Origin of the sequence: Caballeronia sp. LZ043, assembly GCF_031451075.1 — a bacterium.
In the GTDB taxonomy this organism is placed as follows: Bacteria; Pseudomonadota; Gammaproteobacteria; order Burkholderiales; family Burkholderiaceae; genus Caballeronia.
In genome coordinates this window covers 1,736,518-1,758,150 of the sequence record NZ_JARUXT010000001.1, presented here as the reverse complement: position 1 = coordinate 1,758,150, position 21,633 = coordinate 1,736,518, and the positions used below count along the sequence as shown (strand labels likewise).

Annotated in this window: 14 protein-coding genes; 4 read left to right on the top strand and 10 right to left on the bottom strand. The window is 65.9% G+C overall.

The annotated features are described in order from the left end of the window. Positions 1–23: 23 nt before the first annotated feature. The 4 genes from QCE64_RS07905 (at position 24) to QCE64_RS07890 (ending at position 5,146) form a co-directional block, all read left to right on the top strand. Positions 24–539: an Rrf2 family transcriptional regulator gene (locus QCE64_RS07905; protein WP_309916646.1), complete on the top strand. Its 516-nt coding sequence runs from the start codon at positions 24–26 to the stop codon at positions 537–539. A gap of 143 nt (positions 540–682) precedes the next feature. Continuing rightward, positions 683–3,280 (top strand): ATP-dependent chaperone ClpB, encoded by a 2,598-nt coding sequence (clpB, locus tag QCE64_RS07900; protein WP_309916643.1) that lies wholly within the window; start codon positions 683–685, stop codon positions 3,278–3,280. Positions 3,281–3,492: 212 nt separating this feature from the next. After that, the gene (locus QCE64_RS07895) at positions 3,493–3,798 is read left to right on the top strand and encodes a helix-turn-helix domain-containing protein (protein WP_309916641.1); all 306 of its coding nucleotides are present in this window, start codon (positions 3,493–3,495) and stop codon (positions 3,796–3,798) included. Continuing rightward, on the top strand, positions 3,788–5,146 hold the full coding sequence (locus QCE64_RS07890; RefSeq protein ID WP_310003338.1) for a HipA domain-containing protein: 1,359 nt from the start codon (positions 3,788–3,790) through the stop codon (positions 5,144–5,146). Before QCE64_RS07895 ends, QCE64_RS07890 begins: the two co-directional genes overlap by 11 nt. 33 nt (positions 5,147–5,179) lie before the next feature. On the opposite strand, the gene QCE64_RS07885 is transcribed toward QCE64_RS07890, so the two are convergent. The 10 genes from QCE64_RS07885 to trxA form a co-directional block, all read right to left on the bottom strand. Then, on the bottom strand, positions 5,180–5,656 hold the full coding sequence (locus QCE64_RS07885) for a YidB family protein (RefSeq protein ID WP_309916635.1): 477 nt from the start codon (positions 5,654–5,656) through the stop codon (positions 5,180–5,182). A 180-nt stretch (positions 5,657–5,836) separates the two neighbouring features. After that, the gene (locus QCE64_RS07880) at positions 5,837–6,406 is read right to left on the bottom strand and encodes a helix-hairpin-helix domain-containing protein (protein WP_309916632.1); all 570 of its coding nucleotides are present in this window, start codon (positions 6,404–6,406) and stop codon (positions 5,837–5,839) included. A 145-nt stretch (positions 6,407–6,551) separates the two neighbouring features. Continuing rightward, positions 6,552–8,840, bottom strand: a complete 2,289-nt coding sequence (gene pbpC, locus QCE64_RS07875) for a penicillin-binding protein 1C (protein WP_404987309.1) — start codon at positions 8,838–8,840, stop codon at positions 6,552–6,554. Beyond that, positions 8,803–14,778 (bottom strand): MG2 domain-containing protein, encoded by a 5,976-nt coding sequence (locus tag QCE64_RS07870; RefSeq protein ID WP_310003333.1) that lies wholly within the window; start codon positions 14,776–14,778, stop codon positions 8,803–8,805. Before QCE64_RS07870 ends, pbpC begins: the two co-directional genes overlap by 38 nt. 101 nt (positions 14,779–14,879) lie before the next feature. Next, positions 14,880–16,241: an MATE family efflux transporter gene (locus QCE64_RS07865; RefSeq protein WP_309919733.1), complete on the bottom strand. Its 1,362-nt coding sequence runs from the start codon at positions 16,239–16,241 to the stop codon at positions 14,880–14,882. 40 nt (positions 16,242–16,281) lie between these two features. Then, positions 16,282–18,045, bottom strand: coding sequence for a glycosyltransferase family 39 protein (locus QCE64_RS07860; RefSeq protein WP_309916625.1), 1,764 nt, complete (start codon positions 18,043–18,045; stop codon positions 16,282–16,284). A gap of 262 nt (positions 18,046–18,307) precedes the next feature. Further along, the gene (locus QCE64_RS07855; RefSeq protein ID WP_050452857.1) at positions 18,308–18,562 is read right to left on the bottom strand and encodes a type B 50S ribosomal protein L31; all 255 of its coding nucleotides are present in this window, start codon (positions 18,560–18,562) and stop codon (positions 18,308–18,310) included. A 148-nt stretch (positions 18,563–18,710) separates the two neighbouring features. Beyond that, the gene (locus QCE64_RS07850; RefSeq protein WP_310003331.1) at positions 18,711–19,547 is read right to left on the bottom strand and encodes a zinc-dependent peptidase; all 837 of its coding nucleotides are present in this window, start codon (positions 19,545–19,547) and stop codon (positions 18,711–18,713) included. A 122-nt stretch (positions 19,548–19,669) separates the two neighbouring features. Beyond that, the gene (gene rho, locus QCE64_RS07845; RefSeq protein ID WP_309808516.1) at positions 19,670–20,935 is read right to left on the bottom strand and encodes a transcription termination factor Rho; all 1,266 of its coding nucleotides are present in this window, start codon (positions 20,933–20,935) and stop codon (positions 19,670–19,672) included. A gap of 258 nt (positions 20,936–21,193) precedes the next feature. Beyond that, positions 21,194–21,520, bottom strand: a complete 327-nt coding sequence (trxA, locus tag QCE64_RS07840) for a thioredoxin TrxA (RefSeq protein WP_008349330.1) — start codon at positions 21,518–21,520, stop codon at positions 21,194–21,196. Between the last annotated feature and the right edge of the window lie 113 nt (positions 21,521–21,633).

Genomic DNA, 21,633 nt, shown 5'->3' with positions numbered 1-21,633 from the left:
GGCGCCACCCACTTCGCGCGAACATGCGACTGACCGATTACACCGATTATGCATTGCGAGTCCTGCTGTATCTGTCCGTCCGTCCCGCCGGTCTCTCGACGATCCAGGAAATCTCCGACGCCTACGGCATCTCTAAAAACCATCTGATGAAGATCGTCCAGCAACTGGGCGAACTGGGCTGGGTGGAAACGGTACGAGGCCGCAACGGCGGGCTGCGGCTGGCGGAACACTCGGGCGCGCTGACGGTGGGCGAGATCGTGCGCAAGACGGAGAATGACTTTGCGATCGTCGGCTGCTTCGGACCGGCGGACGAAGGCCAGACGGGTCATAAGGGCTGCGTGATCCAGTCGCACTGTCGTTTGCAGGGTGTATTCGCGGCCGCTCGCGACGCTTTCCTCGCCGAACTGGACAAGCACACGATCGGCGAACTGGCCCATCCGTCCAACGAACTCGCGCGGCTGCTGAACATTCCGAATCTGGCGCCCTTGCCGGCGGGTGAATTCATTCCGATTCGCGATTCTTCGCTGAACGAAACCTGAACGCCGCAGTCTTCTCTCATTGCAAGCGGGCCCGCCGTCGATCGTAAAAAACACAAAAAAACGCCGTCAACGAGCGAATTCGTGCTTGAAACCGGCCCGAAGCGCCTCATTTTGGAAGTATTCAGAATCGGAGCTTCAATCCAATGAGAATCGACAAACTCACCACCAAATTCCAGGAAGCGCTCTCGGACGCGCAAAGCCTGGCGGTCGGACACGACAACCAGTACATCGAGCCGGTTCATCTGCTGTCGGCATTGCTCGCGCAGCAGGACGGTTCCGCGCGTTCGTTGCTGTCGCACGCGGGCGTGCAGGTGCAAGCGCTGCAGACCGCCCTCAATGACGCCATTACGCGCCTTCCGCAGGTGCAGGGCACCGACGGCAACGTGCAAGTGAGCCGCGACCTGGCCGGCCTGCTCAACACCGCCGACAAGGAAGCGCAGAAGCTCAACGACACGTATATCGCGAGCGAGATGTTCCTGATCGCCGTCGCGGACGACCGTGGCGAAGCGGGCCGCCTCGCGAAACAGCACGGCCTCACGCGCCGGGCGCTCGAAGCGGCGATCAACGCGGTGCGCGGCGGCGCGCAGGTCGACAGCCAGGACGCCGAAAGCCAGCGCGAGGCGCTCAAGAAATACACCGTCGACCTGACGGAACGCGCCCGTGCGGGCAAGCTGGATCCGGTCATCGGCCGCGACGACGAAATCCGCCGCTCCATCCAGATTCTCCAGCGCCGCACCAAGAACAACCCGGTGCTGATCGGCGAGCCGGGCGTCGGCAAGACGGCCATCGTGGAAGGGCTGGCGCAGCGCATCGTCAATGGCGAAGTGCCGGAGACGCTCAAGGGCAAGCGCGTGCTGTCGCTCGACATGGCGGCGCTGCTCGCCGGCGCGAAGTATCGCGGCGAGTTCGAGGAACGCCTCAAGTCCGTGCTCAACGACATCGCGAAAGACGAAGGCCAGACCATCGTCTTCATCGATGAAATCCACACCATGGTCGGCGCCGGCAAGGCCGAAGGCGCCATGGATGCGGGCAACATGCTGAAGCCGGCCTTGTCGCGCGGCGAACTGCATTGCATCGGCGCCACGACGCTCGACGAATACCGCAAGTACATCGAGAAGGACGCGGCGCTGGAGCGTCGTTTCCAGAAGGTGCTCGTCGACGAACCGTCGGTGGAGGCGACCATCGCCATCCTGCGCGGGCTGCAGGAGAAGTACGAACTGCATCACGGCGTGGAAATCACCGACCCGGCCATCGTCGCGGCGGCGGAGCTGTCGCATCGCTATATCACTGACCGCTTCCTGCCGGACAAGGCCATCGACCTGATCGACGAGGCTGCGTCCCGCATCAAGATGGAAATCGATTCGAAGCCCGAAGAGATGGACAAGCTGGACCGTCGTCTCATCCAGTTGAAGATCGAACGTGAAGCGGTGAAGAAGGAGAAGGACGAAGCGTCACAGAAGCGCCTGCAACTGATCGAGGAAGAAATCGAGCGGCTCAACCGCGAGTATTCGGACCTCGAGGAAATCTGGACGGCGGAAAAGGCCGCGGTGCAGGGCAGCGCGCAACTGAAGGAAGAGATCGAGAAGGTGCGCGCCGACATCACCCGTCTGCAGCGCGAAGGCAAGCTGGAGAAAGTCGCCGAGCTGCAATACGGCAAGCTGCCGGAACTCGAGGCGCGGCTCAAGCAGGTGACGCAAGCCGAGTCGCAGGAGCAGAACAATCCGACCCGGCCGCGCCTGCTGCGCACGCAGGTCGGCGCGGAGGAAATCGCGGAAGTCGTGTCGCGTTCCACCGGCATTCCGGTGGCGCGCATGATGCAGGGCGAACGCGAGAAGCTCTTGCAGATCGAGTCCAAGCTGCATGAACGCGTGATCGGCCAGGACGAGGCCATCGGCGCGGTGGCGGACGCCATTCGCCGCTCGCGCGCGGGGCTCTCGGATCCGAACCGGCCGTATGGGTCGTTCCTGTTCCTCGGGCCGACGGGCGTCGGCAAGACTGAACTGTGCAAGGCGCTCGCGTCGTTCCTGTTCGATTCGGAAGACCATCTGATCCGCATCGACATGAGCGAGTTCATGGAGAAGCACAGCGTCGCGCGGCTGATCGGCGCGCCGCCGGGATACGTCGGTTACGAAGAAGGCGGTTACCTGACCGAAGCCGTGCGTCGCAAGCCGTACAGCGTGATCCTGCTCGATGAAATCGAGAAGGCGCACCCGGACGTCTTCAACGTGCTGCTCCAGGTGCTCGACGATGGCCGCATGACCGACGGCCAGGGCCGCACCGTCGACTTCAAGAACACGGTGATCGTGATGACCTCGAACCTCGGTTCACAAGTCATCCAGGGCATGGTCGGCGAGCCGCAGGAGAAGGTGAAGGACGCCGTCTGGGAAGAAGTGAAGCTGCACTTCCGGCCGGAATTCCTGAACCGGATCGACGACGTCGTCGTGTTCCATGCGCTCGATCGCAGCAACATCGAATCGATTGCGAAGATTCAGTTGCAGCGCTTGCAGGAGCGTCTTGCGAAGCTGGACATGCAGCTGGAAGTGTCCGATGTGGCGCTCGAGCAGATCGGCAAGGTGGGCTACGACCCGCTGTTCGGCGCACGGCCGTTGAAGCGCGCCATCCAGCAGGAGATCGAGAATCCGGTCGCCAAGCTTATCCTCGCCGGACGTTTCGGTCCGAAGGACGTCATTCCGGTGGATGTGCGCGAGGGCAAGTTCGTGTTCGACCGCGTGATTCACTGAAGACAGGCGGGACCGTCTTGCGGGACGGTCCCTGCGAAACGAAGAAAAGGCAACGATCAGTTCGTTGCCTTTTTTTATTTCGGCTGAAATCCATGTGATCGAAAGGATTTTAGCGATAGGGCATGCGAAAATCATGAAATCTCGTCGATTGACTGGATTTTCGAGAAGACCAGGCGTTTGCCAGTATAATCTCGTCGATCGAAAGGATTTTTATGAAGATCGAGATCCGAAATCCACATGACATCGGCGTGGCGGTGCGGTCGGCCCGCAAGGCCCAGCGGCTGCGTCAGGATGACGCTGCCGGCAGCATCGGCGTGAGCGAGAGCTTTCTCGGCAAGATCGAGAGCGGCGCCGAAAGCGTGCAATGGGGCAAGCTGTTCCAGGTGCTGGAAGGCTTGGGCGTGCGCCTGACGGTCGATATCCCCGACGAAGCCGGCGCGCTGTTTGCCGGCGAAGCGATCAAACGCCATGGACGTGAACAACGGCGGCGCGCGCGCGAGGACAACGATGAGTCCTGAAGCCGAAGCGCCGGATAACGCGCCGTCCGAAACCCGCCGCAGCCTGATCGCGAGCATCAATGACATGGAAGTCGGCCTGCTCAATGCCGACGACGACATCTGGTCGTTCACCTATCTGCCTTCATGGCGCGACCATGCGGAGAGTTATCCGTTGAGTCCGGCGCTGCCGTTGCAGGCCAAGACGCTGCGCGACGGCAGCACGCGCCGCGCGGTGCAGTGGTACTTTGACAATCTGCTGCCGGAGGAAGGTCAGCGTACGCTGCTGGCACGCGACGCCTCGATCCGCAACGAAGCCGACGCGTTCGCACTGCTTGCGCACTATGGCGCGGAATCGGCGGGGTCGGTCACGCTCATGCCTCCGGGCGCGCGCGAGACGAGCGAGGCAACGGCGCGCCCGCTGCCCGACGCAGCCCTTCAGGCCCGCATCGACGCCTTGCCGCGCGTGCCGCTCACGCATGGCGCCATCAAGCGCATGTCGCTCGCGGGTGCGCAGCACAAGCTGGCCGTCATGCTGCGCGACGGCGCGCTGCATGAACCCGCCGGAAGCACGCCGTCGACACACATCCTGAAGCCGAATCATCAGGATGCCGATGATTATCCCCATTCGGTCATCAACGAATGGTTCGTGATGACGCTCGCCGACATGCTTCGGCTCGGCGTACCGAAGGTCCACCGGCGCTATGTGCCGTCGCCCGTGTATCTGATCGACCGCTTCGACCGCGAGTCACGCGCGGGCGCGTGGCGCCGGCTGCATAGCATCGACGCGTGCCAGTTGCTCGATCTCGCGCGCACCTTCAAGTACGAGCAGGGCAGCGTCGAGCAGCTCGCGACGCTCGCCGCGCGTTGCCGCAACCAGGCGGCGGCGCGGACCCGCTTGTTTTCATGGCTGGTGTTCAACGTGCTGGTCGGCAATTCGGACGCGCATTTGAAGAACCTGAGCTTCCTCGTGTCGAGCGAGGGCATCCAGCTTGCGCCGTTCTACGACTTGCTGAGCGTCGCGGCGTATGCCACGCCGTCCTATCAGAAGACCGACTGGCCGAAGCGCGCCACGTTTGCCTGGGACATACTCGGCGCGCGTCACTACGAGGATTTCGATCGCGCGCTGCTGTTGCGGGCGGGCGAGGTGTTGGGCATCGCGGGCAAGACCGCCCAGCGCTTGCTGGACGCGCTGACGAACGCCATAACCAGCGCCGCCGCTGGGCTGTACGCGCGCGTCGAGCAGGAAAACGCGGGGCTGCTGGCCGAACGGCCAGCGCTGGCCGCGACGCTCGGCGGAGAATTGACCTGTCTGCGCGTGATCCGCCATACGATCATCGCGGACATGACGCGCAGGCTGTCCGCGCGCTGAAGCCATGCGCGGACGGCGCGAAGCAGGCCCGCTTCAGCCTTGCTTCGGTTCTTCGCTCTTGCCGAACAGGCCTGCCAGCCCGCCGAGCGAGCCGAGCACGCCGGTCAGGTCCAGCTTGCCTTCGGGAGGCACTTCGCCGTTCGGCGTCGCGCGATCGACGACATGCGGCAGCACGGCCGCCAGCATGCCCGAGAGCTGATCGCCGGACACGCCGGCCTTCTGCGCCAGCGCGCCGACATTGTCGTGGCCCAGCACGTTGTTGAGCGTGTCGGGGCTGATCGGCTGATTTTCGCCGGTGCCGATCCACGACTGGACGATATCGCCCGCACCGTGCTCGTGGAAGCGCTGAATCAGCCCCATGATGCCGCCCGGCTGGCTGTTGACGAATTCGAGGGCCGCCGCGATCAGCGCGGCTTGTCCCGTCTGGCCGGGTTGGCCAGGTTGGCCGGGTTGACCGTTCGGTTGCGCTGAATTGCCGAGGGAGGAGGCGAGGATATCGAACAGGCTCATGACGGTCTCACTGAAGGGGTTGAGGGAGGGATTCGACCGTGCCGCCGTGTCCCGAAAGAAACGGGTCCGCGGCGGCGCGGGCGGCGGCCCCTGTCCTTCCGGGCCGCGCGACGACGATCACCCGGGCTACATGGACAGAGGCAGACTGCCTTCGCCAAGGTTCCCGGCACGACCTTACTCTTACTGACTGGCAGCCGCGGCGCTGGCGGCCTTGTCCTTCTTGCTGCGTTTCGCTTTGGCGGGTTTCGCTTCGCTGGCCGCCATGGCCGGACCCGATGCCGCCGCTGCCGCCGCTGCGCTGTCCTTCTTCGACTTCTTCGATGCCTTCGTGCCCGATGCCGGCGCGGCGGCCGGCGTCTGCGCGGTGGTCGCGGCGGGCGACGTTGCGGCGGTGGCGGCCGTCGAGGACTTCACCGTCGAGTTCGGCGCGGCGCTGCCGCCCTGGGTCGTGGTCGGCCTGGCAGTCTTGCCGGACGGCGGAAGCGAGGATCCGCCGATCGTCAGGCCATTCTGCTCGAGATTGGCCACCGACTTGGTGCCGAGCCCCTTGACGCGCGTCGCGAGATCGTCGGCGTCCTTGAAGGGACCGTTCTTCGTGCGTTCATCGACGATCGCCTTCGACTTCACCGGCCCGAGTCCTTTCACCGATTCCAGCGCGGCCTGATCGGCGGTATTGACGTCGACTGCGGCGAAGGCCGCTCCGATCGACAGCATGAACGCAAAGCACAACATCAGCAGCTTTTTCAGCATGACGGCACTCCAGGCTTGAGAGAAACAGATGACGAATCGATAGGTCCGGGCCGGAGAAGACGATGCCGTTAAGAATAGGGCAAATCCGTCCCGAACGATGACGGCTCGCACGGCCCACGTCCTGCCGCACGTTCCCGCATGTGCCTTAACGCGGCGCGCTGCCCGACGGATGACGCGGCGGTTCCTGCGCCCGCGCGAACGCGCCGCGCACTTCGAAGGCGACCGTGTCGACCGGCTGTCCATGCCCATCCACGAGTTCCAGCACGTGCCGTCCGGGCCACGGCAGCCACGCCGCGCGCGCGCCCTGGCCATACGGCTTGCCGTCGAGACGCCACGCGAGCCGTGCGCTGCTCGCGCTCCGTTCGAACCAGACGCGCTGGCGCGCGGGCGGAATGTCCGGATCGAGCGCAAAAATGGTGCCGTTGGTCGGCGCGCCGATGCGTGCGGCCTGCGCATCCACGCCGCTACCCGTGCCTTGCCCGCTTTGCAGCGCACTAGCCGAGAGCGCGATGCTGCTCATCTGCGTGCCGCGCACGAACCATTCGCCACGCGTCGGTTCGACATCGTCCTGATAGCTGACCGTAGTCCGCACCACGCCCGCCGGAGCCTGTGGCGCACGGCTCGCGGAACGCCGGTTCAGATAATTGACGATCCCGTTCCAGATCGGCGCCGCGCCGGTCACGCCCGACACGTCCCACATCGGCTGGCCGTCGGCATTGCCGACCCACACGCCCACGGTGTAGCGCGATGTGAAGCCCACCGTCCAGTTGTCGCGCATGTCCTTGCTCGTGCCGGTCTTCACCGCGCTGAAGCTTCGTGTCGCGAGCACGCTGTCGAAGCCGAAGGTGCGGGTGCGCGCGTTGTTGTCGGCGAGGATGTCGGTGACGATGTAGCTCGCATCCGCGCTGAACACGCGCGTGCCGGCAGGCGCGGGCGCGTGGTCGGCGACATCGAAGAAAGGCCGCGCGACGCCGCCGTTCGCCAGCGTGCGATACGCGTTGACGAGCGAAGCCAGCGTCACGTCCGCGCTGCCGAGCGCGAGACTGAAGCCGTAGTAGTCGCCGGCCTGCGTGAGCGGCAGGCCGAGTGCGACCAGCGTCTTCGCGAACCGGTGCGGCGTCACCATCACGAGCGTGCGGACCGCCGGCACGTTCAGCGACGAACCGAGCGCCGTGCGCACGCTCACCCATCCCTTGAAGTCGTGATCGTAGTTCTGCGGGATATACAGGCCGCCCCCGGTGGCGAGATCGAGCGGGGCATCGTCGAGCAGCGTCGCGGCGGTGACCCGCTTCTCGTCGATCGCCTGCGCATAGAGAAACGGCTTCAGCGTGGAGCCGGCCTGACGCGCGGCCAGCGCCGCATCGACTTCGGGTGCGTTCGACAGCGCGCCCGCCGATCCGACCCACGCCAGCACGTCGCCCGACTGGTTGTCGATCACGACCGCCGCCGCGTCATGCACGTTGCGCGGACGCGCGCGCGCATTCAGCTCGGCGAGCGTGCGCTGAAGCGTGGCGCGGGTAAAGCGCTGCAGGCGCGCATCGAGCGTCGAGCGCACGCGCGCCCCTGCCGCCGGATGCGTTTCGCTCGCGATGCGCCGCGCGAGATGCGGCGCGAGGGCATCGTCGCCCTGTGCGAATGCGGGCGCGGAGGCCGTGCGGCTCAGCGCCAGCTGCACGTAGGCCGGGAGATTGATGCACGGATCGGCGGAAGCGGTTTTGCCTGCGCCGTGCAGCGCCTGCATGTCGCGCAGGATCACGCAAGTGCGCGCCGCGACCTTCACGTAGGACGCATTGGGCGCGCGGATCAGCGCGGCGGTGAGGGCGGACTCGCGCTCGTCGAGCCCCGAGGGCGCCTTGCCGAACAGCGTCTGCGACAGCGCCGCCAGGCCGACGATCTCGCCACGAAACGGCACGAGGTTGAGATAGGCCTCGAGAATCTGGTCCTTGCGCCAGCTGCGTTCGAGCCACAGCGCGCCGATGGTCTGCTCGGCCTTCTCGCCGATGGAGCGCCGTCCGGCCGGCTTGCCGTTGTCGTCGATGAGGCCGGTGAGCTGCATCGTCACCGTCGATGCGCCGCGCGTGCGCGTGTTCCAGAGATTGCCCCACGCCGCTGCCGCCGCGCCGCGCCAGTCGACGCCGGTGTGTTCGTAGAAGCGCTTGTCCTCCGATACCACGATCGCCTCGCGCAGGGCCGGCGACACATCCGCGAGCGCGACCCAGTCGCCGCGCCGCGCGCGCGAGTCGATGCGCGTGCGCTGCAGCGGCGTGCCGTCGCGGGCGAGCAGGACCCAGTCGGAACTGCGCCATGCCGCGCGCACTTCGTCGAAGCGCGGCGCCGAATGCGCCGCTGCGCTCAGCAGCGTGAAGAGGGCAAGGAGCGCGGCGCGTCTCATGCGTCTACTTCGCGGCGAGCGGCTCGACCACCATCGGCGCATTCGGCAGCGCGCCGAACGCCGAGGGCGCGTAGAGCGCTTCGACGCGCGTCGGCGGCATGCCGAAGGTGCCGGGATTGTTCAGCCGCATCGTGTATTCAACCTGGATCTTCCCCTTAGGCAGATAGTCGTAATACACGCGATAGCCCTCGAAGCCGCGCTCGACGAACGTCGGCCACGCGCCGCCCGCCGTTTTCTCGCCCGAGGTCGCGGCAGCCGAATCGCGGCCGAGCCCGGAGCCGAGAATCGTCGCGCCGGCGGGCACCGGATCGTTGACGACGACCCAGGTCATGTCGCTTTGCGCGTCGATGTCGAGATGCACACGCACAATGTCCCCGCGCGAGAGCTTGCCTTCCACTGCGGGATCAACGGGCGTCAGCGTCTTCGAGATGCGGTAGCCCGCTGCGAACGGCGCTTTCAACGCGACCGCCGCCAGGCTTTCGACGGTTGCCCAGGGTTTGCCGGTCCCGTCCTGCGTCAGCGCGAGCGAGCTGGTGGTCCACGGCAGCAGCACGCTGCGCGCCTTCTCGGGCTTGACCGGGCCGTTCCACCCGATGTCCTGCGCGGCCGTGCCCAGCTTGATCGACGTGTGTCCGGTGACGGGCGTGCTCTCGAACAACTGCGAGAACCGGCTCACGGCCAGCGTGCCCCACAGGTTCGAAGTGGTGGTCTGCCACGCGCCGTTCTTCTGCAGCGCGAGCAGCCCCGCGACGATGCGCGGCATCTCCTCCTTCCAGCCCGGCGCGTCGGCGAAGAGCAGCGCCGTACGCGCGGCATTGGTTTCGGTGCCGGTCATGAGCCACCAGAGATCGTCGTCGCGCTCGGTCGAAAAGCCGACGCGCGTGCCCTGATACGTGAGCCGTGCGCGGATGATCTGCTCGGCTTGCGCGCGTTTCGCGTCGCGCTCGGGGATGCCGTCGACGCGCGACAGGATCGCGTAGTAGTCGAGCACGGCGGAGGTCGGCCATTGATCCGGCGCGACCGTGATGGAGCCGAGCATGCGCGGCTGCGCCAGTCCGTAGCGCGAAAGCGCTTCGATGGCCGCGAGTTTCTCGTAGTCGAGATCGTTGCGCGGCGCCCAGAACGTGCGCGTGATCCTGCCTTCGACGAAATTCGCCAGGCCCGCGGCCATCTGTCCGCGCAGGTCGGCGGGCAGGGCGAAGCGGCTGTCCAGCCGCGCCGCCTCGTCCGACACGGCCAGCAGGTACGCGGTGAGCGCGGGACTGCCGGTGGGACGCTCGTCATCGGCGGGCGGGAAGTAGTTCGCGAGGCCGTCGCGGTCCAGATAGGTCGGCATCTTCGCGAGCACCGCCTGCCACTGCGCCGCGTCCATCAGACCGAGCGCGCGCGAGGTCTGCTGCTCCAGGCAGTTGTACGGATAGCGCTCGAACCAGCGGCGCACGCCCGGCAGGCCGTCGGCGAGCTTCGGCTGCAAGGACACCGCGATGCCGCCGCGTACCGCACCGTCGCCCGAGAGGATGGCATCGGCGGGCGGCGCGACCGGCAGCGTGAGCGAGCCTTCCACTTGCGCGAGGGTCGCCTGCTGCACGGTGACAGGAACGGCCGGGACGACACGCTGCGTGATCTTCACGGCGTCGCTTGCCTTGGGGCCGGCCTGTTCCGCCGCGCTGACCTCCCACGCGAGACTCGCGGATGGCGCGACGCCCGGCACGTCGGGCATCGTGACGTCCCACGCCACGTCCTGCGACGCGTTCGCGGCGAGTTCCACGGTGCGCGCGTCGAGCGCCAGCGCTCCGGCGTGCGGCGTGACGACAACCCGCATCGCGCGCGGCGTGGTGTTGCGCAGCGTGAACTGCGCGCGGAACGCATCGCCGACGCGAATCAGCGGCGGCAATCCCGAGATGAGCCGCAGATCCTGCGTGCTCTGGATCGACGCGCTGCCGGTGCCGAAGCGCCCCGCGCCCACCGCCGCGACCGCGACGATGCGAAAGCGCGTCAGCGCATCGTTGAGCGGCACGTCGACCGTGGCTTCGCCTTGCGCATCGAGCGTGACGCGCGGGTTCCACAGCAGCAGCGTGTCGAACAGCTCGCGCGTGGCGGCATGACCGCCGCCGCCGCCCGCCGGCACCGCCTTGCGTCCGAAGTGACGCCGCCCGATGATTTCCATCTGCGCCGTCGCCGTTTCGACGCCGTATGCGCGTTGCTGGAGCATCGCGTCGAGCACGTCCCAGCTGTGATTCGGCATCAGTTCCAGCAGCGCTTCGTCCACGGCTGCGACGGCGATCTGCGTGCCCGCGGGCGCGGGCTTGCCGTCGGGCAGCGCCACCTTGACCTGCACGTGCGCCTTGCCGCGCACCGTGTAGGACTTCGCGTCGGGCGTCACGCTGACCGCGAGCCGGTGCGACGCCGTGCCGACCTTGATCGACGCGAGTCCGTAGCGGAACGCGGGCTTCGACAGATCGACGAGCGGCGTCGGCGCCTGATACTGGCGGCCTTCGTACCAGAACGCGCGGGCCCAGTCGAGCGGCGCTTTCCAGCCCCACGTGAAGAACGAGTACCACGGCACGTCGCGGATGCGTCCGCGAATCGCGAGCACCGACACGTACACGTTCGGCCCCCACGATTCCCCGACCTTCAGTTCGACCGTCGGGTCGCGGCCGTTCAGTTCGACCACCCGTGTCTCGACGATGCCCTCGCGTTCCACCGCGACGAGCGCCGTGGCCGAGCGGAACGGCATGCGCACCTGGAAGCGCGCCGTCTCGCCGGGCTCGTAGCTGGTTTTCTCGGGCAGGACGTCGATGCGGTCCGTGTTCTCGCCGCCAAACCACAGTTCGTCCGCGCGCGTGACCCACACGGAGGTGCTGGCGTTGGCCGCGCGGCCGTCGCTGTCTTTCGCGATGGCGATCAGATCGACATTGCCGGGCTCCTTGATGGCGACGTTGCACGAGACGATGCCGTGATCGTCGCTCTTGCCGTTGCACAGCGCGCCGAGATCCTTGATTTCGGTGTGGTTGTCATACGCATAGAAGCCGCCGACCATGCGCTTGCGCGAACTCGACATGATGCGCGCCACGGCCTTGATTTCCACGGCGACGGCCGCGCGCGGCTTGCCTTGCAGATCGAGCGCCAGCGCCTGCACCGGCAGCTTGCCGCCGACCGACACCCAATGGCCCGCCTTCACGCCGACCGCCACGGCGGCGGGCCACAGCGTCGTGCCGCCGCTGATGGTCTGGATCTCGCCGTTCGGATCGGCGAAGCTCGCTTCGAGCGCGAGGCGTTTCGGCGCTTCCACCGCGGGCAGCGGCTTGATGGTGAGCTTGCCGGCGCCGTCGCGATCGAGCGTCACGCGCAGCTTGTCGGCGATGAGCTTCGTTGTGGCGTCGGCTTGCTGCTCGCTGTCTTCGTCCTCGGCGGGGGCGCTCGCGCCGTCGCCGGACGGCTTGCGCCACGGCGCGAAGCTGTACGCGTCGTACTGCGCGGCGAACGGCGGCGCGACGTCGCGCACCAGCGCCGACACCTGCACCGGCAGATTCGATGCCGGTCCGCCCTGCACGTATGCCATCCGCACCGCGACCGGTGCGTCCTGCGTGGCGACCAGTCCGGGCGATGCGCCGTCGCCGGCGGTGATCGAGCCTTTGAAGACCGGCAGGCGGAATTCCTCCACCCGGAAACTGCCCGATTCATACGACTGCGTGACGCCGCTGTCGTCGGCGTCGTTGTCGTCTCCGTTCTTTTGTCCGGGCGCGGCGATGGCGCCGTTGTCCAGCGTCACCGTGTATTCGCCGAGCTTGGCCGCGACCGGCACGGTGAAGGTGGAATCGGCGCTGTGGTCCGCCGCCCATGTGAGCGGCATGTGCCAGGTCTGGCCGCTGCCGGTGTGCCGGATCGTCACGCGGCCCGGATTGTCGGGCGCAAACGCAAAGCCGTTGAGCGTCTCGACGCGCAGCAGATGCTTCATCGACACCGTCTCGCCGGCGCGCAGCAGCGTGCGGTCGAACACGGTATGCGCGCGCACGCTGCGCGTGGTGCTCATGTCGGTCGGCACGTTGAAGCGCCATGACTCGATGCCGCGATTCCAGTCGGACAGCACGAACGCCATGTCCGGTCCCGTGACCGGGTCGTTCACGCGCGCCGAGACGAAAAAGCCGCTCCACGCGAGACTGTTCTCGTTGCATTCACGCGCGGCGGCCAGCGTCTTATCGATCTTAGCGATGCCTTGCGCGTCCGTCTTCGCGGTGGCGATTTCATCGCCGTTGCAGTCGGTCACGCGCACATCGGCATTGGCGACGGGCTTGCCGTGATCCAGCGACGTCACCCACACCAGGCTGTTCTCGCGGCCCTGCTTGAAGTGCACGCCGAGATTGGTGACGAGCACCGAGGTGCGCACGTACATCGGCTGCGGCTTGCCGAGCAGCGACGCGCCCAATGCCGGCGAATGCAGTTCGACGACATAGAAGCCCGGTTTGGTGAGCGGAATGCCGACTACCTCGAAGGGCCGCAGCGCCTTGGGATCGGCGGCGGGCAGCGTCAAGGTCTCGACGCCCGCGCGGCCGGCAAGCATCGACAGCGAACGCACGTCGATCTGCGGATCCTTCGACACCGTGCCGTCGCTGTTCGGAATCACGACCGGACGGATGCCGTTGCGAAGCATCTCCGGCATGCGTTCCTCGATCATCGAACGCGGCATGGAGATGCCGTCGAACTGATCGACGGCGCGCATCCATTGGCGGATGTCGCGGTCGGCATCGAGCTTGAGCTTCGTGATCTGCGCGGTGCCGGAATTCAGGCCCTGCACATGCAGATCTGCTTCGACGTGCCGCAGCGTGACGGGCAGCATCGCGGGCATGCCGGGCTCGGCAAAGCGCTCGATGATGCCGAACGCGCCCGACGAAAACTTGGCGAGCGGCGGCATCGGCGCGGTCGCGGTCTTGAGCGGGAACAGGTCGGCGTTGGCGAGCGCGCGGCCGCTGACGTCCTTGAGATTCGCGGGGGCGTCGATGGTGAGATCGGCGTGCTCGGGCAAAGGCGCCGTGAACTCGACGGCGCTCACTTCCGCGTCCTTGTCGGTGTCGTCGAAATGAGGCGCAGCCGTTTCCTTCGGCCCGCGCAGCACGAACTTCTGCGCGTCCGCACGCGATATCGGCGCGCTGAAGTTCAGACGCAGCGGCCGCAGCGGCGTGCAGGGCGCCTGCGCGTTTTCGCGCTCGCACGAAAAGCTCGCGGTGAAGGGCTCGCGCACGGTGAAGTCGAAGCGCTTCTCGACTTCGTTGGCCATGCCGCTCGGACCGGTCACGCCCGCGCCGTAGACCAGTTGCATCTTGGCTGCCGAGGGCAGGGTTTGCTGGCAGGCGAGCGTCAGCACGTTGCCGGCTTCCTTCTCCAGCCGGAAATGCTTGAGCAGGGCGGTGCGGGTGGCATCGTCGAGCAGGCGCACTGGAATGCGGTTGCCGAGCGCACTGGATTCGCACCACACGTGTTCGCGTACCGAAGCCGGCGTGGCCGGGCCGTTCAGGCGCAGCACGAAAGCCTGGTTCTCTTCGATGTCGCCATATCCCGGCAAGACCCGCGTGACGAACGGACCACCGGTCTGGAAGGCGAAGTGGCGCGGGCCGGACAGCGCATTGCCCGCGACGGACTTGAGGGTGTCGGCGAGATCGAGCGTGCAGCGCACGCCCGGCGGCAGGTCGTTCTCGAAGTCGAAGGCCCAGGTGCGGGCGTCGATCCAGCGGCCCGAGCCGGCCGTGGCCGCGCCGCTGCATACCAGCTTGCCCGGTGCGGCGGCGGCTGCATTGCCGAAGGCGATCATCGGTTCATCGAACTTCGCGACGACCTGGCGCACCTGCGCGACCTTGCCCTGCGGCGACACGCTCGCGATGCGCGCGGCATCGGCCCGATGCATCGACGCGCCGAAACCGAGCGCGGCGATCAACCCGGTTGCAGCCAGAATCCACTTTTTTTGTGACGTTGTTATGCGGCTCATCCACTCGCTCCGAGATGCTCTCGACGCGAAATTCTACTGGACGCTTACGTCATTCTTTCTACCAATCGATCCCGGTTGTGTTTTATGACGCTCCGGCTGCGTCAGTCCGCATCGACTCGCGCGACGCGCCGCAGGCTGACGCGCCGCCAGTAGAGAAACAGGCCGATGCCCGCGACGCCCAGGCTCGCCGAGTTGGCGATCCAGAAGCCGCGCGCGCCCTGCAGCCACTCCGGCACGCCGCCGCCGATGTCGAAGCCGAGCAGGTAGCCGCCGCCCAGCCCGATGCCCCACAGCGCGACCGCATAGATCAGCGTCGGCACGAGCGTCACCTTGTAGGCACGCAGGACGAACGCGGTCGTGACCTGGAGCGCGTCGCACAGGTGATAGAAGAAGATGATCAGCACGAGCGGCATGGCGGCCGCGATGACGTGCGCATCCGGCGTGTAGGCGGCGATGATCAGCGGGCGCGCCGCGACCAGAATCACGCCATAGACCAGCGCCAGCACGCACGCCACGCCGATGCCGTGGCGCGAGATCGAGCGCGCGTCGTCATAGCGGCCGGCGCCGAGCGCCTGCGATACGAGCGTCGACGACGCAATGCCGATCGACAGCGGCGTCATGTACAGCACCGCGCCGAGATTGCCCGCGATCTGATGGCCGGCGAGCGTGGTCGTGCCGAAGCGTGAGATGAACAGCGCCATGAAGGTGTACGAGGTCACCTCGATGAGATAGGAGAGACCCATCGGAATGCCGAGGCGCAGCAGCGCGAGCTGACGCCGCCAGACCGGCCAGCAGAACTGCGAGAAGATGCCGAACGGGCGGAAGAACTCGAAGCGCACGAGCACCGTCATGCCGACGATCGCCAGCGCCCAGTTGATGAACGTGCTCGCGAGCGCGCAGCCGGGACCGCCGAGCGCCGGCACGCCCGCACCGCCGAAGATGAACCAGCTGTTGAGCGGAAACTTGAGCAGCAGCCCGCCAACTTGCAGGAACATCACGAGGCGCGGCTTGCCGACGGCATTGGTGAGCGAGCTGTAGACGCGAAACGCCAGGCTCGCGGGCAGGCCGAACGACAGGATGCGCAGATAGTCGACCGTGCGGTCGTGCAGCGCGGGCGGCGCTTTCGCGAGCGAGAGCAGCGGTTCGGGGTGATAGAGCAGCACGAAGCCGATCACGGCGAGCGCGGCGGCAAGCCACAGCGCCTGACGCGTCTCCTCGCCGATCTCACTCTCGCGGCCCGCGCCGAAGAGCTGGCCGGCGATCGGCTGCAAGGCCACCAGGATGCCCGTCAGGCCGATATACACGGAGATATAGATCGAGCCGCCGAGGCCGAGCGCGGCGAGATCGGTGGCGGAGAAGCGGCCGACCATCGCGGTGTCGATCACGCCGAACGCGATGATGGCCAGCTGGCCGATCAGCACCGGCCACGCCAGCGCGGCGATCCTGCGCACGTCGCTCAGCATGCCGGTCGTGCTGGCCGGGGGCGTCAGCAGGGGCATCGCGTCACTGCTTCCGGCGCAGGCTTCTCGGACGCAGCGGCTTTGGCGGCGGCGGCGTCGGACGCTCGATGCGCACGTACAGGCGGAAGCGCTCGTCCCGGTCGGCGACGCGCCGGCCTTCCCACACCAGCTTCCACTCGAATGCCGACAGCGACGACGGTTCGCCGTAATCCGCGCGGTCCTGGCGCAGGATCACGTCGCAATCCTCGTCGAACGCGAAATGCATGCCGCCGAAATAGGCGAAGGTCGCGATCTGCGCGTCGCCGAGACGCACCGGCGAGATACACGTGTAATCCGGCGGCAGATGATCCGCGATCTGCTCCGCGACATCGCGATACGTCCGACTGTAGTTGACCACGGGCAACCACAAAGTCATGAGCAATACCCACATCAGCGTGGTGCCTGCACTGGACAGCACGACACTGCGCCACAACACCTTCGGATGCCGCGCGAGACGCCAGCGGGCGAGCAGGAACCAGCAGACCGTCACGGCCACGGCGCAGACGAAGGAAAGGAGCTTGAACTCGGGATGGAAGCCGGGCACGAGACGCGCGAGATTGCGGGCCATCGACGCCGGGAAGCCGAAAATGCCGGCCGTCCACACGAGCCAGACCAGCGTGCCGATGACGGTGAAGCTCAACATCGCGAACCAGTCGATGGCATTGATCGCGCCGCGCTTAAGCGTAGGCAGCGCGAAGGTCGCGAGCACCGAGAGCGGCGGCAGCAGCAGCATGAAAAGGCGGTTGGTTTCATGCGCCTGCAGCACGACCAGCACGAGCAACGGTCCGATGATCGAAAGCGGTACGCCCACGTGCGGCGAGCGCCGCATGCCGCCCCAGCTGACGAAGGCCCACAGCGCGAGCGGCCAGGCCGGCCAGGTGAAGAGCGGCAGGTTCTTGATCGCGTAGCCGAAGATGGAACCGGGCGTGCCGGAGAAGAAGGAGAAGCTGTTGCGCCACCACTGGCGCAGCCACCATTCGCCGTCGTCGGGGTAGAAGTGCAGGGCGGGGAGCACCCAGGCAGCGATCAGCAGCACCGCGACCGGCAGGCCGTAGACGATCAGCGGCCGGGCGCGCACCTGCTTGACGATGATCGTCATCGCGAGGGTGCAGAGCAGCAGCGCGAACACCAGTACCGGCGAACTCGACAGCGCCACCACGCCCAGCGCCGCGCCCCATACGAGGCCGCCTTGAACAGGCTTGTCGAGGCTGCGCACGAGGCCGTAGAGCAGCATCGCGGTGCCGGCGAACTGCGCGAGCTGTGCGGTGGTTTCGTGGCCGCGCTCGGCGAGACCGAAGCAGGCGAGCAGGATCAGGAGGGCGCCGTCGGCGAGCGTGCGGCCGTAGTCGCGCGGCTCGGGTTCGCCGCCGAACGCGTATTTGAACGGCTGGGCTTCGTCGCGGCGGCCGAGCAGATAGGCCGAGTACCACACGAAGGCGCAGGCGAGACAGAAGAGCAGGCCGGTGACCACGCGCGAGGCGTTGCTCGCATCGACCCACGGGCTCAGCAGGCGGATGGCGGACGCGCCGAGCCAGTACATCAGCGGGCCATCGGCGGTGGGCGCCTTGCCGACGAGATTCGGCAGCAGCCAGTCGCGGGCATCGCCGTTGGCCATGGTCCACATCACGCCGAAGCCGGCCGCGTCCTCGTTCTTCCACGGATCGCGCCCGAACAGCCCGAACGATGCATAGACGATGCAGATGGCAAGCAAGAGCCAGCGCGGCAGGGCGCTGGTGGCGGAGGCAGTCAGACGAACGACGGATCGCATGCGATAGGCTGTATGGAAAACGGTCCCGGTGGCGGCGCTGGCTTCGGCCGCAGGTGCAGCGGGGCTCGAGCAACCGGCATTGTAGTCGCGCGGCGGCATTACCGGCGCGTCGATGGAATTTGCCGTAACGGGGTGATGCAATCGTGCTGTCCGAGCAAGGACGATGCCGCGCGCAGTGCCGATGCAGGCCGGAACACAAAGCGTCCGGCGACAAAAAAGGGCAGCGAGAGCTGCCCTTTTTGCTGAGTCCGTGAAGCCCGACTTACTTCTTGGTGGAGAAGCGTGCGAACTTGTTGTTGAACTTTTCGACGCGGCCGGCCGTGTCCATGATCTTCTGCTGGCCGGTGTAGAACGGATGCGATTCCGACGACACTTCGATCTTCGCGAGCGGGTAGGTCTTGCCTTCGAATTCGGCGGTTTCGCGCGTCTGGATGGTCGAACGGGTCACAAACTTGAAGTCGTTCGACATGTCGATGAACAGGACTTCGCGGTAATTCGGGTGAATGCCTTCTTTCATGGTCTTTCCTGGTATCTGGCGGTAGCCAACCCGCTGCGCTTGTCTGAAAACGCCCTGAAGCGTCCGGCGCGAGTCACTTGCCTAGGGTCGAAAAACGGCGATTATGCCAGAAAATCAGTTGGTTGACACTTCTTCGCGAGGTTTTTCGTCATGCGCGGGCGGAGTCAAGCGCGCCCGTGCCCGCCGGGTCCTGCCGGTAATAGCGCGCCAGCAGCCGGTAGAGCTCGGGATACTCCGCCTCGAAGGCCCGCGGCGTGACGAACAGCGCCTCGCTGCATACCGCGAAAAATTCGGACGGATGGTCCGCCGCGTAAGGGTCGATCAGCGATTCGCGCTCGAAGCGGCTCCAGCGCCGCTCCGGCACCGCGTCCACGCGCGCGCAGAACTGGTCGTAGGCGTTGTCGAAGATATCGGCGAAGGCGGCGGTGTCGAGCGGCGCATGCCAGCGGCGGAACAGCGGCGGATGGCCGTCGGCTTCGCCCGTCACCATGTCGAGCTTGTGCGCGAACTCGTGGATCACCACGTTGTAGGCGTCCGAGCCATCGACCATCTGCGCGTCTTCCCATGACAGCACGACCGGACCGCCTTCCCAGGCCTCGCCGCTCGCATCGTGCTCGATCTCATGGACCACGCCGTCCTGATCCTCCACCGTCTTGCGGATGACGAACTCGCCCGGATACACGATCACGCCCACCCAGCCGCGATACAGGTCGAGATCGAGATTCAGCACCGGCAGGCAGGCCTGCGCGGCGATGGAGACGATCATCGCGTCGGTCAGTTCGAGATCGTGCGCGGTGGAGAATTCCTTCTGCGCGATGAACAGGCTCGCGGTTTCACGCAGGCGGCCGAGATCCGCGTCGTCCAGATGGCCGAAGCACGGATAGGTGTCGAGCGTGCGTTGCCACAGGGTGTCGTCGATCGCGTACTTGCGCAGCGCGCGCTCGCGGCGTTGCGCGCCGAACCAGCGGGAAAGGAGGTTGGCCATCGGATGAGCGGTTGGCTTCGACAGACCGGATTGTACGGAGTGTACGGAGGCCGGCCGGCGTCGGGCGTAAAAAAACCGCCTGGCGGGCAGGCGGTTTTCTCTGAAGTGCGCAGCGCGGTGGATCAACTGCCGCCGCGGCGCATCATGTCGAAGAACTCGGCGTTGTTCTTCGTCTGGCGAATCTTGTCGAGCAGGAATTCCATGGCTTCGACTTCGTCCATGTCGTGGATGAACTTGCGCAGCACCCAGACCTTCTGCAGCAGGTCCGGCTTGATGAGCAGTTCTTCGCGACGCGTGCCCGACTTGTTCAGGTTGATCGACGGATAGACGCGCTTTTCCGCGAGACGGCGCTCGAGGTGCACTTCCATGTTGCCGGTGCCCTTGAACTCTTCGTAGATGACGTCGTCCATGCGGCTGCCGGTCTCGATCAGCGCCGTGCCGATGATGGTCAGCGAACCGCCTTCCTCGATATTGCGCGCCGCACCGAAAAAGCGCTTCGGCCGTTGCAGCGCGTTGGCGTCGACACCGCCCGTCAGCACCTTGCCCGAAGCCGGCACGACGGTGTTGTAGGCGCGCGCGAGACGCGTGATGGAGTCGAGCAGGATCACGACGTCGTGCTTCATCTCGACCAGGCGCTTGGCTTTCTCGATGACCATTTCGGCGACCTGCACGTGACGCGCGGCGGGTTCGTCGAAGGTGGAGGCGATCACTTCGCCCTTCACCGAGCGCTGCATTTCCGTGACTTCTTCAGGACGTTCGTCGATGAGCAGCACGAACAGCACGATGTCCGGATGGTTCTGCTTGATGGCGTGCGCGATGTGCTGGAGCATCACGGTCTTGCCCGACTTCGGCGATGCGACCAGCAGGCCGCGCTGGCCCTTGCCGATCGGCGAGATCATGTCGATGATCCGGCCCGTGACGTTTTCCTCGCCGCGCATTTCGCGTTCGAGCGGCAGCGGCTTGTTCGGGTGCAGCGGCGTGAGGTTCTCGAACATGATCTTATGCTTCGAGGCCTCGGGCGGCTGCCCGTTGACTTTGTCGACCTTCACCAGCGCGAAATACCGCTCGCCGTCCTTCGGCGTGCGCACTTCCCCTTCGATCGTGTCGCCGGTGTGCAGATTGAAACGGCGGATTTGCGACGGGCTGATATAAATATCGTCCGTGCTCGCAAGATAAGAAGTCTCGGGCGAACGCAGGAAGCCGAAGCCGTCGGGCAGCACTTCGAGCGTGCCGTCGCCGAAAATCGTGTCGCCGCCCTTGGCGCGCTTTTTAAGAATTGCGAACATCAATTCCTGCTTGCGCAGGCGGTTCGCATTTTCGATCTCGAGGCCATTGGCCATCTCGATCAGTGCCGATACGTGCTGAGACTTGAGCTCGGATAAATGCATACGGATTTCCCGCCAGGGAGAAGAGGTGCGACGAAAGATTTGGGAGAAGAGGTGAGCGGAACCGCTCGAGACTTAATACTTCTTGAACTCTTGTGATTCTAGCATAGCACACGCCGCTTGAGCCTCGGGTGGGCGTTGGGCGGGGCTTTTCGGCCGATGTTGTCGTGCGACAACATCGGCTTTGCCACGAGCGCGCGCTGGTAAAGGCGCGGGTGGCACGGCGGGCGCTGTGTCAGACCGGGCCCGCCGATGACGCTGTTACAGGTTGCTGTCGAGGAACGCGGTAAGTTGCGACTTCGACAATGCGCCGACCTTTTGCGCGGCGACTGCGCCGTTCTTGAACAGGATCAGCGTGGGGATGCCACGCACGCCGAACTTGACCGGCGTCGACTGATGTTCGTCCACATTGATCTTCGCGATCTGCAGGCGATCGCCGTAATCCTTCGCGACTTCGTCGAGGATCGGGGCAATCATCTTGCACGGACCGCACCACTCGGCCCAGAAATCGAGCAGGACAGGTTTATCGGACTTGACGACATCCTGTTCGAAAGAAGCGTCGCTGATGTGCTTGATTGATTCGCTCATTGTCTGAATACCTCTATTGATTCGAGGCCCGCGTTTGAATGCTCGCCACGATAGATCAAAACTTAAGGAGACCACGTCGCCGCTGAGCGCGACTAAACCGGCTCGCCGTGCGC

Coding starts and splice junctions, on each gene's coding strand:
- rho (WP_309808516.1), bottom strand. CDS start 20,935: ATGCATTTATCCGAGCTCAAGTCTCAGCACGTATCGGCACTGATCGAG.
- QCE64_RS07895 (WP_309916641.1), top strand. CDS start 3,493: ATGAAGATCGAGATCCGAAATCCACATGACATCGGCGTGGCGGTGCGG.
- pbpC (WP_404987309.1), bottom strand. CDS start 8,840: ATGCGCCGATGGTGGTCGAGCCGCTCGCCGCGAAGTAGACGCATGAGA.
- QCE64_RS07870 (WP_310003333.1), bottom strand. CDS start 14,778: ATGAGCCGCATAACAACGTCACAAAAAAAGTGGATTCTGGCTGCAACC.
- QCE64_RS07860 (WP_309916625.1), bottom strand. CDS start 18,045: ATGCGATCCGTCGTTCGTCTGACTGCCTCCGCCACCAGCGCCCTGCCG.
- QCE64_RS07850 (WP_310003331.1), bottom strand. CDS start 19,547: ATGGCCAACCTCCTTTCCCGCTGGTTCGGCGCGCAACGCCGCGAGCGC.
- QCE64_RS07855 (WP_050452857.1), bottom strand. CDS start 18,562: ATGAAAGAAGGCATTCACCCGAATTACCGCGAAGTCCTGTTCATCGAC.
- trxA (WP_008349330.1), bottom strand. CDS start 21,520: ATGAGCGAATCAATCAAGCACATCAGCGACGCTTCTTTCGAACAGGAT.
- QCE64_RS07865 (WP_309919733.1), bottom strand. CDS start 16,241: ATGCTGAGCGACGTGCGCAGGATCGCCGCGCTGGCGTGGCCGGTGCTG.
- clpB (WP_309916643.1), top strand. CDS start 683: ATGAGAATCGACAAACTCACCACCAAATTCCAGGAAGCGCTCTCGGAC.
- QCE64_RS07905 (WP_309916646.1), top strand. CDS start 24: ATGCGACTGACCGATTACACCGATTATGCATTGCGAGTCCTGCTGTAT.
- QCE64_RS07880 (WP_309916632.1), bottom strand. CDS start 6,406: ATGCTGAAAAAGCTGCTGATGTTGTGCTTTGCGTTCATGCTGTCGATC.
- QCE64_RS07885 (WP_309916635.1), bottom strand. CDS start 5,656: ATGAGCCTGTTCGATATCCTCGCCTCCTCCCTCGGCAATTCAGCGCAA.
- QCE64_RS07890 (WP_310003338.1), top strand. CDS start 3,788: ATGAGTCCTGAAGCCGAAGCGCCGGATAACGCGCCGTCCGAAACCCGC.